General features: G+C 60.8%; 13 protein-coding genes and 1 pseudogene. 1 reads left to right on the top strand and 13 read right to left on the bottom strand.

Annotated elements, in window-relative coordinates:
* Positions 1-77: 77 nt before the first annotated feature.
* From PspS34_RS01980 to PspS34_RS01965, 4 genes are all read right to left on the bottom strand, one after another.
* Complete coding sequence (locus PspS34_RS01980; protein ID WP_154861172.1) at positions 78-341, bottom strand: hypothetical protein; 264 nt, start codon at positions 339-341, stop codon at positions 78-80.
* A gap of 618 nt (positions 342-959) precedes the next feature.
* Positions 960-1,247, bottom strand: coding sequence for an addiction module antidote protein (locus tag PspS34_RS01975; protein ID WP_007943750.1), 288 nt, complete (start codon positions 1,245-1,247; stop codon positions 960-962).
* The gene (locus PspS34_RS01970; protein WP_090452714.1) at positions 1,244-1,549 is read right to left on the bottom strand and encodes a type II toxin-antitoxin system RelE/ParE family toxin; all 306 of its coding nucleotides are present in this window, start codon (positions 1,547-1,549) and stop codon (positions 1,244-1,246) included. Before PspS34_RS01970 ends, PspS34_RS01975 begins: the two co-directional genes overlap by 4 nt.
* A 90-nt stretch (positions 1,550-1,639) precedes the next feature.
* On the bottom strand, positions 1,640-2,542 hold the full coding sequence (locus PspS34_RS01965) for a LysR family transcriptional regulator (protein ID WP_154861173.1): 903 nt from the start codon (positions 2,540-2,542) through the stop codon (positions 1,640-1,642).
* Between the two features lie 118 nt (positions 2,543-2,660).
* Between PspS34_RS01965 and PspS34_RS01960 the strand changes: the two genes are divergently transcribed.
* Positions 2,661-3,941 carry an MFS transporter gene (locus tag PspS34_RS01960; protein ID WP_154861174.1) on the top strand — a complete coding sequence of 427 codons (1,281 nt, stop codon included), beginning with the start codon at positions 2,661-2,663 and terminating at the stop codon, positions 3,939-3,941.
* Here PspS34_RS01960 and gspM read toward each other — a convergent pair.
* From gspM to PspS34_RS01915, 9 genes and pseudogenes are all read right to left on the bottom strand, one after another.
* Positions 3,934-4,365, bottom strand: coding sequence for a type II secretion system protein GspM (gene gspM / locus PspS34_RS01955; protein WP_154861175.1), 432 nt, complete (start codon positions 4,363-4,365; stop codon positions 3,934-3,936). The genes PspS34_RS01960 and gspM overlap by 8 nt on opposite strands.
* Complete coding sequence (gene gspL / locus PspS34_RS01950; protein WP_154861176.1) at positions 4,362-5,468, bottom strand: type II secretion system protein GspL; 1,107 nt, start codon at positions 5,466-5,468, stop codon at positions 4,362-4,364. The genes gspM and gspL overlap by 4 nt, the downstream gene beginning before the upstream one ends.
* Complete coding sequence (locus PspS34_RS01945; RefSeq protein ID WP_150811949.1) at positions 5,465-6,316, bottom strand: type II secretion system protein GspK; 852 nt, start codon at positions 6,314-6,316, stop codon at positions 5,465-5,467. The genes gspL and PspS34_RS01945 overlap by 4 nt, the downstream gene beginning before the upstream one ends.
* Positions 6,313-6,855, bottom strand: a complete 543-nt coding sequence (locus PspS34_RS01940; protein WP_150811950.1) for a type II secretion system protein GspJ — start codon at positions 6,853-6,855, stop codon at positions 6,313-6,315. The genes PspS34_RS01945 and PspS34_RS01940 overlap by 4 nt, the downstream gene beginning before the upstream one ends.
* Positions 6,848-7,231: a type II secretion system minor pseudopilin GspI gene (gspI, locus tag PspS34_RS01935; protein WP_154861177.1), complete on the bottom strand. Its 384-nt coding sequence runs from the start codon at positions 7,229-7,231 to the stop codon at positions 6,848-6,850. The genes PspS34_RS01940 and gspI overlap by 8 nt, the downstream gene beginning before the upstream one ends.
* Positions 7,224-7,436 carry a hypothetical protein gene (locus PspS34_RS01930; protein WP_223509070.1) on the bottom strand — a complete coding sequence of 71 codons (213 nt, stop codon included), beginning with the start codon at positions 7,434-7,436 and terminating at the stop codon, positions 7,224-7,226. The genes gspI and PspS34_RS01930 overlap by 8 nt, the downstream gene beginning before the upstream one ends.
* Before the next feature lie 22 nt (positions 7,437-7,458).
* Positions 7,459-8,538 (bottom strand): annotated as a pseudogene (locus PspS34_RS01925) (lytic polysaccharide monooxygenase); the annotation flags it as partial.
* 290 nt (positions 8,539-8,828) lie between these two features.
* Positions 8,829-9,896 (bottom strand): uroporphyrinogen decarboxylase, encoded by a 1,068-nt coding sequence (hemE, locus tag PspS34_RS01920; protein WP_057712346.1) that lies wholly within the window; start codon positions 9,894-9,896, stop codon positions 8,829-8,831.
* A 253-nt stretch (positions 9,897-10,149) separates the two neighbouring features.
* Positions 10,150-11,568 carry an FAD-dependent oxidoreductase gene (locus tag PspS34_RS01915; RefSeq protein WP_007997363.1) on the bottom strand — a complete coding sequence of 473 codons (1,419 nt, stop codon included), beginning with the start codon at positions 11,566-11,568 and terminating at the stop codon, positions 10,150-10,152.
* Between the last annotated feature and the right edge of the window lie 27 nt (positions 11,569-11,595).

The raw sequence follows: 11,595 nt of genomic DNA, 5'->3' as shown, positions 1-11,595 counted from the left end.
GTCCGGGCAACGCGTTCATTCAGGCTGCCCGCGTTATCGTTGACGTCCATCGCGAGCAGGCTCGCTCCTACAGAGGTTTACGGTGGGTCGAGGTTATCCAGCACCCGATTCACCGCCAGCTCCCCCAGCATGATCGACTGCTGAATTCCCAACAGTGTGTGCCCCTCCGGCCCCTTCAGGTTTCTGGCGAAGTCTCTGGCCATGACATTGGCTGATGCCAGCGACACGCAGGCGTATTCCAGCAGGGTGTGGTTGTCGATGTCGGGGGCAATGAGGAAGATCGTGCCGGGTTGGCGTGGCGCGTCTGGATCGGTATCCGGTGGCTTTGGCGTATGGGTCATGATTCAGCGTCCTGAAAAAGAAGGGTGGCAGCTGTACGCAGGTTAGTAGACCGGTCCACATCAATCCGGCGCACCCGAAGGCGCCCTGCGCACAGCTACCGTCAAGGGCAGGTATAGAGATACCTGCCTATCAGGAGCGCCAATGCGCTAGATATGGAAAGCGGGCTACTAAACCCGACCACTGACAATCAGTGACGCGAATCAAGTTAGCGATGCCCCTCAAAGCGCACAAGCCGGCGGATTCTGGAGTAGTTGTAGGTAACGCCGCAAGGCGCTGTAGCCTGTCGGAAGCACTTCAGAAAAGTCCCACAAACAGTGGTGAAGCTTCTGATCTTCTGTAGGAGCGAGCTCGCTCGCGATGGTCGTTAACGATGACACGTGTTTCCTGGATGCACGCGGCGCTCTTTAGTCCATCGCGAGCAGGCTCGCTCCTACAGTGACTCACCTTCCTCGGATTCAACGTTTTCAGAAACACCAGAAACGACAAAGGGCGCCTTTCGGCGCCCCTTCACAAACAGGTCGGCTTGTCATCGCCCTGTACCTGCCTGGCTCTGCGATGGCTGGTTGCCCAGGATCCTCAGAGTCTCACAAGCCCCTTTCGGGAACATTGGCAGTATTTCAGGTGCTGGCGTGTAATTTCAAGCCCAATGCCTTAACGACTTTCAGGATGGTGCCGAACTCCGGATTCCCCTCACCTGACAATGCACGATAAAGACTTTCCCGAGAAAGCCCCGCATCCCGTGCGACCTGAGTCATGCCGCGAGCACGTGCAATAGTCCCTAGTGCTTTGGCGATGAACGCAGGGTCATCTCCCGCCTCTTCCATGCAAGCATCCAGGTAATTAGCCATGTCCTCTTCGGTCTTGAGGTACTCGGCAGAGTCCCAGCGAGTGAATTGTTCGGTCATGGGTTTTGCTCCTGCCAGGATTTCGCAATGAGCCTGGCTTGTTTGATGTCACGGGGTTGGCTGCTTTTGTCTCCGCCACAAAGGAGGATGACCAACTGGCTGCCTTGCTGCATGAAATAGATCCGATAACCGGGACCATAGTCGATACGTGCTTCACTCAACCCTTCTCCGATGGCTTTGACATCACCGAAATTCCCATCGGCCATGCGGTCAATTCGCACCTGAATACGCATCCTGGCGCGACTATCGGCCAGCTTTAACAGCCAGCCAGAGAATGTTGAACTTCGAAGGATCTCCGTCATGCACCGAGTGTAGCCGTTGAGCTACACCCGCTCAACCACTCTTTCTGATGTGTCGACGCCCGGCAGACAAATCAATTCACTGCAAAGCAGTCACACTTCCAACGGCTCAACTTTCCGCGTCAACAACTCCACAAACGCCTTGGCCATCGGCGACTTCTGATCCTTGCGCTGCACCAGCCACACCGCCGACACCGCCGCCGGATCGAGCAAGGGCCGATAGACCACGCCATCAATGCGCATCCGCTGATAAGACGCCGGCAGCACCGACACACCAAGCCCCGCCGCCACCAGCCCGATGATGGTCATCGCCTCGCCGGCCTCCTGGGCGAAGTGCGGGCTGAAGCCGGAGTCCCGGGCCAGGCTGAGCAGTTGCGCATACAGGCCACTGCCGTAGCTGCGCGGAAAAAACACAAAGGGCTCAAGCGCCAGGGCTGACAGGAACAAGCCCTCCTCACTGCCCTCTACCAAGGGGTGCTTGGAACTGAGCACCGCGACCAGTGGCTCGCGCATCAGTTCGACCACGCTGAGGCAATCCGGCAGCCCGAGCGGGCGCATGATCCCGACTTCAATCGACTCGTCCACCAGCGCATCGGCCACCTGGGTGCTGCTCATTTCCCGCAGGTTCAGGAGCACCGCCGGGAAGCGCTGGCGGAAAGAGAAAATCGCCTGGGGAATGGTCGAGTTGAAGGGTGCCGACGAGGTGAAGCCGATTTTCAGCTCACCCAACTCGCCCAGTTGCGCCCGTCGCGCGACATCCGCCGCTTTGTCGACCTGCGCCAGCACCCGCCGCGCCTCTTCCAGAAACAGCCGACCGGCCTCGCTCAGCTCGACCCGACGATTGGTACGCTCGAACAACCGGGCGCCGACTTCCTGTTCCAGCGCCTGAATTTGCTGGCTCAGCGGTGGCTGGGAGATACCCAGCACTTGTGCGGCGCGGCCGAAATGCAGTTCTTCGGCGACGGCGATGAAGTAGCGCAGATGACGCAATTCCATGGAAACCCCATTAGGTCGTAAAAGCTATCAAACAGGTCGAACAATATATTGGATTGAATCATTAGCCAGCTATATGCTTTTTTCACTGCCTGACCGGCTGCGCCCTCCGAGGTCCCACGTGAAAACTGCTGTCGCCCCACTCGCCCATGAAGTTTCACCTTCAGCGCCGGACGCTATCGCCGCTGAGCTGGCGGAGATCTACATCGAAAAAGGCACCCCGGCGTTCATGCGCACGGTGCTGGCGTTGTTCTGCGGCGGCTTCGCGACTTTCGCCCTGCTCTACTGCGTGCAGCCGATGATGCCGCTGCTGTCCGACGAGTACTCCATCAACGCGGCGCAAAGCAGCCTGATCCTGTCTATCGCCACCGGCATGCTTGCCATCGGCCTGCTGATCACTGGCCCGATTTCCGACCGTATCGGACGTAAACCGGTGATGGTGGCAGCACTGTTCGCCGCTGCGCTGTGCACCATGGCCAGTGCGATGATGCCGAGCTGGCACGGTGTGCTGCTGATGCGTGCGCTGATCGGATTGTCGTTGAGCGGTCTGGCGGCTGTCGCCATGACCTACCTGAGCGAAGAGATCCACCCACAGCACATCGGCCTTGCCATGGGTTTGTACATCGGTGGCAACGCGATTGGCGGGATGAGCGGACGCTTGATCACCGGGGTATTGATCGACTTCGTCAGCTGGCACACGGCGATGCTGGTGATCGGTGGCCTGGCGCTGATTGCCGCGGCGGTGTTCTGGAAAATCCTCCCCGAATCGCGCAACTTCCGCGCCCGCTCGCTGCACCCGCGCAGCCTGCTCGACGGTTTCACCATGCACTTTCGCGACGCCGGTCTGCCGCTACTGTTTCTAGAAGCCTTTGTGCTGATGGGCGCGTTCGTCACGCTGTTCAACTACATCGGCTACCGCCTGCTGGCCGCGCCGTACCACATGGAACAGGCCTTCGTCGGGTTGCTGTCGGTGGTGTACCTGTCGGGCATCTACAGCTCGGCGAAAATCGGCTCGCTGGCCGACAGACTCGGCCGCCGCAAAGTGCTCTGGAGCACCATCGCGCTGATGATCGGTGGTCTCGCCCTGACGATGTTTACGCCATTGCCGCTGGTGATCATCGGCATGCTGATCTTTACCTTCGGCTTCTTCGGCGCCCACTCGGTGGCCAGCAGCTGGATCGGTCGCCGCGCCACCTGGGCCAAGGGGCAAGCATCGTCCTTGTACCTGTTCAGCTACTACGCCGGGGGAAGCATCGCCGGTACGGTGGGTGGCGTGTTCTGGCACCTGGGCGGCTGGAACGGGATCGGGTTGTTCATCGGCACGCTGCTGGTGATTGCGCTGCTGATCGCGTTGAAGCTGGCGAAGTTACCGTTGTTGCCGCAGAACACCTCGGCTACTTGAGCACCACCCGCGCCTCCAGGGCATCGTCACGCTTCTCCAGCGTCAGGGTTTGTAGCGCGACGCCATCGCGCTCGATCCCATCGAGCCACTGCATCAAGGGTTGCGCGTTGCCATTGAGGGTCACGCGAAGCAGATCGATTTCACTCTCCATCTGACGGATTTCCAACCCCGCCGCCGTAGCGCTTTCGCTGATGCGCAGCGATAGCGGTTTTTCGCTGTCGACGGGGACATGGCTGCGCGGTAACGCCCGCTGCAGTTGCGCGGCCAGCCCTGCCTGCTGTTGATACTGTCGCTCGACTGTTTCCAGCCGCTGCCGGGTCGGTTGCCAGATCAGGCTGAAAGCCACAACCGCCAACAAAAAAGCCCCCGATACCTGCAGCAGCCGCTGTTCGCGCACGGAAATGCGCCGCCATGCCTGCTTCATGCCTCGTCCTCCACGGTGAGGGTGGCGTGCACCCGGTCAGCGGCTTTGTTCGCGCTGTCGAGCCGGACGGGCGTGCCTTGTTGTCGCCCGCGTTCCCGCAACTGCTCCAGCTCGGTAAAGCCGCTGGAGGTCAGCTGGATTTTCCAGCCTTCGCCTGCTCGAAACTCGATGCGCTGGACCTCGACCGGGCTAGCGCCAATCACCTGCTCAATCAACCGGACCAGCCCGGCAATGCGGGTGTTTTGCGATTCGACAGGCTGGCTTTGCAGGGCCTTGAGTTGCGCGGCCATGTCGACGATGCGGCTCTGTTCAGGGTAGAGCGCCTTGAATCGCAGTTCATTCTGGATTGCGAGGCGGCTGGCTTCGCTGTCAAGTAAGCGGATCCGCGTTTCGCTGGCACCCCAGGTCAACAGCGCCAGCATCAACAACGCCCACCCGCCGGCACGCCAGGGCAGACGCTTGCCCTGTGGGGCGAATGCGCCTTGCAGCAGGTTGATGGCCCGGGTCGGGCGCTGAGTCAGGCATTGGTCGATGACGGCGGGGGACTCACGCTCATCCAGCCATTGCATGTCGTTGGGCAATGACGGAGTGAGCAGCGTCAGGTCGTCTTGCGACATCGCCAGGCGCGCCGACAGGCCTGCACCCAACAACCAGCGCCCGAACCACCAGGCGCCGCACGGCTGATCGCCGGACAACAGATCGGCATCGACGAACACCCCGCGCACCTCAATACCCGCTTCGCGCAGCAAGTCGAGCACGGTGGCCAACCGCTCGCGGCCAATGACCATGACCGGGTAGCAGCCTTCACGATCACGAGCGCCAACGCTCAGATGCACAACTTCCAGCGCTTCACTCAGTTGATCTTCCACGGCGTAGGCCATGGCCTGGGTTTCGGGCCTGCGTCGCGAAGGCCATGGCTCGCTGCGAACCCAACTGCACAGTTCCATGGGCAGCAGCACATCAACCGCCTGCCCCTGCAATGCCGAGGCCGCCTGATTCAGTGGCATCGGCTGACGTTGACAGGTTGGCGACCACAGGACGCAGGGCCAGAGGCCGGATGGCGCGTCCTGCCCCTCGGCGGTCAGGTAAAGCCAAGTGTTCATCGCGGTCTCTCGTGGCTACTCATGGGAAGAAAACGTCGTTGCAGCACCGTCAGCTGTCGAGCCTTGGGGTCGTGCCCGACATCCGTGGCCAGGCGCAGTTCGCGCCCGTCCCGGGTCACCTGCACCCTTATCCGATACCAGCGGCTTTGGGTACCAAGTCCGTGATTGCTCAGGCCCTGCCCGGAGAGCAACGGGTCCTGGGTAAACGCCTGGACGCTCGCCCAGGGCGTGGTTGCCGCCTGATGCGCCAGCGCATCGGCGGTCGCGGCGTCCACCTCGCCAAGTGTTCTCAACAGCAGCGCCGGCGCAGTGTTGATGTTCAAGGCGGTTTCGGTGGGCAGCAGTGCCACCCAGGGCTCCAGCCGCTGCAGCAGGCGAGCGTCAATGCCAGGCAGCAAGCGCAGCTGGCTCAGTTCCTCCAGCGGTCCCACCTGGCTCAGTTGCAGAGGAGGCAGTTCGAGCAGTTCGAGCAGGCGCGCCCAACGGTTGAGGGTGACCTGATCCACCTGCCCCTGGCGTAACAACGCATTGAGATTGAAGCGCCCGGCGAGGTCATCGATATCGATTCGGATCTGCGCATCTTCAACGTCGAAACCTGGCGCCATGGCCGTCCAGCCTTGAAACCGCTCGACGGGTTTTTCCGCGTCCTGTAACGCGTCGCGCAACAGCAACAACGCCCAGGTTTCCCCGTCCGATGCGAGCTGCCGCAGCTGCATCTGCAGCAACTGTTGCCCACTGCTTTGCAGCGAAAGGTGATGGCTGCGCAACAAGCCGCCGGTGATCAGCAGCGCCAGGCTCATGACCAGCAATACACTGATCAACGCAATGCCGCGTTGGCGCCCGTTCATGGCAATGCACCCGGCATCGGCAACACCCGACGAATCGATTTGAAGCGCCCGGCCGAGATTTGCACCTCCAGCGCCATGAGCGCCTTCGTATCCTGCCCGGCCGACCAATGAGCGACCCAGCCGGACTGGCTGTCGAACAAACGCCAGCGCAACTCACGAACGCCTTCGAGCAGTCTTTGCCGTTGCACGAACTCCGTACCTTCGCCCTGGCTTTCGCGCCACAGCACGCTGCCTTCGAGTCGATAGGTCAGTATCTGGCGCTCACTGCGCGGTTGGTCCAGAGGATTGCGCCAGTGACTGCGCTGGAACTGAAAAAGCGGCGGTGCAAGCACCATCGGCTGCGCAGCGACGTGCAGCAGATCCCGCTCGATCACCGCCATCGCTCGTTGCAGGTTCCTCAGCTCTCGCTCGTGGGCCGCCGTGCCCTGTTGCACTCGCAGCACGCTATCGAACAAGCCCCAACTGGCTAGCCCCAGCACGGCGAAGATGGCCATGGCGATGACCAGCTCCAGCAAGGTGAACCCACGCTGCCTACTCATGGCTCGCGGGTATCCAGCCGCTGGCACGATACAACGCGTGCGCACTGTTCGCCGGGCTGACCTGAATGTCGACCTCGAGTAAACGCAGATCGCGGGTGGCGCTGATGTGCTGTTGCAGCACCCAGTCGCGCTGATCCATGGACACGACCTGTTGTTGCTGGCCGGCCGTCAGGCCGGATTGCAGGCGTAGCTCGTTCAACCGGTTATCCGCCAGCCACGCCGCGAACAGCCGTGTCTCGACGGCGTTGCGCTGTTTCACCGCATATTGACTGGCCGACAGCACGGCTGCCGCCAGTGTCGCGAAGACCGCCAGGGCCACCATGATTTCCAGCAGCGTGAAGCCGCCCATGGACGACAAGGATGACCGGCTAGCCATCGATCGCCACCTCGCCGATGCCATCGCCGGACAGGCTCAACCAGGTCCTGTTGCCGGACTCGAATGTCAGCGTGAAGGCACTGGTTTCATCGTTGCTGAGCATCAGCAACTGCGGCGGGCCTTCTTCAGCGTCCAGCCCTACCGCATAGCCGTCCTGCTGCAAACGTACTCGCACGCTCAGGGGCCAGTCAGTCAGTTCCTTCACCGGCTCCCACCCACGAACTCCCAGATGCATCGACGTTCATCGGACGGTTCGAGGTCATGCTGAACTCGACCTTGGCCCGGCCTTTATCCAGAACGTATTCGGCTTGCTGCGAGGCCACCGACATGCGCGCAGCGGCGTCGTCCTTCATGTCCAGCTGCACTTCGTAGCGGACTACCCCGCTTTCTTTTTGTGCGTAAAGGCTGTTGGCGCCTTTGACCGGCTCGACATTACCGCTCTCGTCACGGATACCGGCGCGAACGAGGGTGTGGGTCTGGTTGATTTTTTCTGCCAGCTTGAACGACCAGTTTTGCGGCGACCCTTCTTCAGCGTTGTCGATGCTGATTTCGACGCTATAGTCCGGGCTCTCGCCATTGGCGGAGAACGCGCGGGCCTTGACCTTGTCGCCCACCAGCAACGCGGCTGATGGTGCAATGCTGCCCACTGAGGACCAGCCACCCGGCAGATCCGGTTCGGCCAGGATGTTCACGTCTGCCGCGTTGTAAAACGCTGCATCGGTGTCACCGACAGTCCAGATGGCCAGGACGACGTGATGGCCGGACTTGTCTGCCGGTAGGGTGCAGTTGTGCTTGTCACTGGACTCGGGACGCTGATTGCCGCCGTCGACGGTGCAGAACGGCGTGCTTTCAAAGGTGGCGCGCTTGAGCGACTCATTCGGGTTCCAGCCGTTGCGGGTAATGAAATACTCGTGCTTGGTGGCTGGGTGAACCGCGGTGTAACGCCATTGGAAATCGATGTTGCGGTCCTTGATTTCCGTCAGGTGCCAACGGGTGGCGGACTGCGCATCCATGGCAGAGAACAGCGAGTGACCACCGCTGGCGATCTTGCCATCGACCGGTCCCTGCAAGGGAGCACCGCCGACGCCGGCCGGAAAGCCTTTGAAGGTTTCACCAACACTCTGCGGCTCGTACTGGGCGCCACCGCAGTTGGTGTTCAAGCCTTTCTGGCAAGCCAGCGCGCGCGAAGGCGGCACTTCCAGATAGCCATGGGCGGAAACGGTTTGAGAGGCCAGCATTGCCGATAACAGGATCATCGATGAAGTGCAGGCGGTTAATGCACTTCTCTTTTCAAACTTGATTTTCATGATGTATTCCAGACTGCTTATCGAAAACAGGGCGCCTTGTGGGCGCCCCTGTTCACTTCGTGATTGTTCGGCGATACGCCGGACAAGGGCCTGGAACCTTACGGGGGTGGAAGAAAATTCTATGTAGGAGTAATCGCCGAACGAGGCAGGAACAGTCTCTCCATTCCTCGATCCGACAAAGAAAGAAAACATTCTTACAACAAGTGATGCTTTATCGATTGAGCTTTTGAACGGCACAAAAAAACCTGTCCGGCACGAGGCGGGACAGGCTTTGTCGAAACGGGCAATCGCTATTCGTGATACTGCGCCGACAACTCATGCACCGCGCGCAGGAAGGCGCCAGCGTGTTCCGGATCGACTTCCGGCGTGATGCCATGGCCGAGGTTGAACACATGGCCGCTGCCCTTGCCGTAGCTGGCCAGAATACGCCCGACTTCCGCGCGGATGGCTTCCGGCTTGGCGTAGAGCACGGTCGGGTCCATGTTGCCTTGCAGTGCGACCTTGTCGCCGACACGGGCGCGGGCGCTGCCGATGTCGCAGGTCCAGTCCAGGCCCAGTGCATCAGCCCCGGCGTCGGCGATGCTTTCCAGCCACAGACCGCCGCTCTTGGTGAACAGGATCACCGGCACCTTGCGGCCTTCGTGCTCGCGGATCAGGCCGCTGACGATTTTCTTCATGTAGGCCAGGGAGAACTCCTGGTACGCCGCCGCCGAGAGGGCGCCGCCCCAGCTGTCGAAGATCTGCACCGCTTGCGCACCGGCCATGATCTGGCCGTTGAGGTAGCTGGTGACCGTCTGCGCGAGCTTGTCCAGCAGCAGGTGCAGGGCTTGCGGATTGTCGTAGAGCATGGTTTTAGTCTTGCGGTAGTCTTTCGACGAACCGCCTTCGACCATGTAGGTGGCCAGTGTCCATGGGCTGCCGGAGAAGCCGATCAGCGGCACACGGCCGTTCAGTTCGCGGCGGATGGTGCTGACCGCGTCCATCACATAGCCCAGGTCTTTGTGCGGATCAGGAATCGGCAGGGCCTCGATGTCGGCCAGGGTGCTGACGACTTTCTTGAAGCGCGGACCTTCACCGGTTTCGAAGTACAGGCCTTGGCCCATGGCATCGGGGATGGTCAGGATGTCGGAGAAGAGAATCGCCGCGTCCAGTTGTGGATAGCGGTCGAGCGGCTGCATCGTGACTTCGCAAGCGAACGCCGGGTTCATGCACAGGCTCATGAAATCACCGGCCTTGGCACGGCTGGCGCGGTATTCAGGCAGGTAGCGACCGGCCTGACGCATCATCCACACGGGGGTGACGTCTACGGGTTGCTTGAGCAGGGCGCGCAGGAAACGGTCGTTCTTCAGGGCAGTCATGTCGGCATCCGGAAAAAAAGTGAGGGCATTTTCTCAGAGCGCGACGCAAAAGGCACGGTTGCAGGTCAGCCTTTTGTCTATCAGGTCAATTTGTCGCAATGTAAACGCGGTTTTCGCAATACCACGAAACAACTGTGGGAGCGGGCTTGCTCGCGAATGCGGTGTGTCAGGCAACAAAACTGTCGACTGACACTCCCTCTTCGCGAGCAAGCCCGCTCCCACATTTGGACTGCATTCCATTTCTGGAAAGTGGTTACACGCCCAGGTAATCCAGGATCCCTTCAGCCGCATTGCGGCCTTCGAAGATCGCCGTCACCACCAGGTCAGAACCGCGAACCATATCGCCACCGGCAAAGATCTTCGGATTGCTGGTCTGGTGCTTGTACTGACCTTGCTCAGGCGCCACCACGCGGCCCTGGCTGTCGGTCTGGATTTCGAACTGTTCGAACCACGGTGCCGGGCTCGGACGGAAACCGAAGGCGATGACCACGGCGTCGGCCGGGATGATCTCTTCGGAGCCCGGGATCGGCTCGGGGCTGCGACGGCCACGGGCATCCGGCTCGCCGAGACGGGTCTCGACCACCTTCACGCCTTCGACCTTGTCTTCACCGACAATGGCGATCGGCTGGCGGTTGTAGAGGAACTTCACGCCTTCTTCCTTGGCGTTCTTCACCTCTTTGCGCGAGCCCGGCATGTTCGCTTCGTCACGACGATAGGCGCAGGTCACCGACTTGGCGCCCTGGCGGATCGAAGTACGGTTGCAGTCCATCGCCGTGTCGCCGCCGCCGAGTACCACAACCTTCTTGCCTTTCATGTCGACGAAATCTTCCGGCGACTTTTCAAAGCCAAGGTTGCGGTTGACGTTGGCGATCAGGAAGTCCAGTGCGTCGTACACGCCCGGCAGGTCTTCACCGGCAAAACCGCCCTTCATGTAGGTGTAGGTGCCCATGCCCATGAATACGGCATCGTATTCTTCGAGCAGTTGCTCCATGGTCACGTCCTTGCCCACCTCGGTGTTGAGGCGGAACTCGATGCCCATGCCGCTGAAAACTTCGCGACGATTGCTCAGCACGGTCTTTTCCAGCTTGAACTCGGGGATACCGAAGGTCAGCAGACCGCCGATTTCCGGGTTCTTGTCGAACACCACCGGCGTCACGCCACCGCGCACCAGCACGTCGGCACAGCCCAGGCCCGCCGGGCCCGCACCGATGATCGCGACACGCTTGCCGGTCGGCTTGACCTTGGACATGTCCGGGCGCCAGCCCATGGCGAATGCGGTGTCGGTGATGTACTTCTCCACCGAACCGATGGTCACCGCGCCGAAGCCGTCGTTGAGGGTGCAGGCACCTTCGCACAGACGGTCCTGCGGGCACACCCGGCCGCAGACTTCCGGCAGGGTGTTGGTCTGGTGCGACAGCTCGGCGGCCTGGAGGATGTTGCCCTCGGCCACCAGTTTCAGCCAGTTGGGAATGAAGTTGTGCACCGGGCACTTCCATTCGCAATACGGGTTACCGCAACCCAGGCAGCGGTGGGCCTGGTCGGCCGACTGCTGGGGTTTGAAGGGTTCGTAGATTTCCACGAACTCTTTCTTGCGTTGACGCAACAGTTTCTTCTTCGGATCCTTGCGCCCGACCTCGATGAACTGGAAGTCATTATTCAGACGTTCAGCCATTTTAAAACCTCATCAAACTCTTCAGGC

The sequence above is a fragment of the Pseudomonas sp. S34 genome, from assembly GCF_009866745.1.
GTDB classification, from domain to species: Bacteria; Pseudomonadota; Gammaproteobacteria; order Pseudomonadales; family Pseudomonadaceae; genus Aquipseudomonas; species Aquipseudomonas jessenii.
Note: the sequence above shows the minus strand (reverse complement) of the source record. Positions and strands in the feature narration are given on the sequence as shown.